The organism is Gilliamella sp. CG16, from assembly GCF_046635785.1.
In the GTDB taxonomy this organism is placed as follows: domain Bacteria; phylum Pseudomonadota; class Gammaproteobacteria; order Enterobacterales; family Orbaceae; genus Gilliamella; species Gilliamella apicola_I.
The window spans coordinates 1-966 of sequence record NZ_JBIDFL010000030.1 but is presented as its reverse complement, the minus strand read 5'-3'; the positions used below and the strand labels follow the sequence as shown (position 1 = coordinate 966).

Annotated in this window: 1 protein-coding gene; it reads left to right on the top strand. The window is 59.0% G+C overall.

Translation table 11 applies throughout. The annotated features are described in order from the left end of the window. The first annotated feature begins 146 nt into the window (after positions 1-146). Complete coding sequence (locus ACGH47_RS11370; protein WP_411623484.1) at positions 147-785, top strand: hypothetical protein; 639 nt, start codon at positions 147-149, stop codon at positions 783-785. Positions 786-966 lie beyond the last annotated feature (181 nt).

Sequence of the window (966 nt, the reverse complement as noted above, 5' to 3'; positions counted from 1 at the left end):
GGGCTACCACTGGATACACTTCGTGGACCAGACGATGATTTCCTCTTGCCCTTGCCTATTGGCATGGTATAATGGGGATGACGATGGCTAGAGGTCGAATGCGGCGCCGTGGTGGACGCCGACGGCAGCGAGTGGTCTGGGATGATATGACCCTTGATCAGGCAAACCTGCCTACCCTCACCCTCGACAGCCTCGGGACAGGACTCGATGGAGCATTTTCCGGTCTCATTCGTTGGCGCGGCGCTGATGTTACACTGCTACGAACTATTTTCACATCCCTTGTGGAAATCGAAATCGCGGGTTTCCCCGTTGACCCGCAGTCTGCTCTGGAAATCTGCGTTGGCCTATCATTCTTTGATGCTATGCAGGACATCGGCGGAGCCGGACTCAACACGACTATCGCAACTGGAACTGGACCTCTAGACGACGCTGACAACTCGCGTTGGCACGCTCGTTGCTGCGTGGTGATTCCGATTGGTGCTGCTGCTCAGATGAGCGCCGGGCTCGGCGCTGTTCTCCCCACACTCCCGTCGAAGAATTCGCCGGACGGCGGGTACGTCTGGATAGTAGGGAATGCAGAGGGCGAGCAGCGCTGGCACTGGTATTGCACGTGGGACTCGAAGGCGAAACGCCGCCAGCAGGGTTCGGAGACGGAGTGGCTTCAGCTTGCCATACAGGCCCGCGTATCGACGACCCCCGCGATTGGGGACGACATCAACATCAGCATCAACCAGTTCGCTGGTCGAATGGTCCGCACGATGGGTGCGACTGTGGAGCTCCCATGAAACGTGACCGTGATCGAAATTCAGCCTTGACAGGGGCGAAGCCCCGTGATAGGGTGGGCGGAGGGATGCAGCGCAGCGCGGCGAAGCCGCCTCCGACCGAGGTTTTCGAAGAAGGCGAGTGGGCTCCTGGTCGGGAATGCCCGAGGGGCTACCACTGGATACCTGTCTCTTATACACATCT

Bases quoted from the DNA above. Each gene is read 5' to 3' on its own strand.
- ACGH47_RS11370 (WP_411623484.1), top strand. From the start codon at position 147: ATGACCCTTGATCAGGCAAACCTGCCTACCCTCACCCTCGACAGCCTC.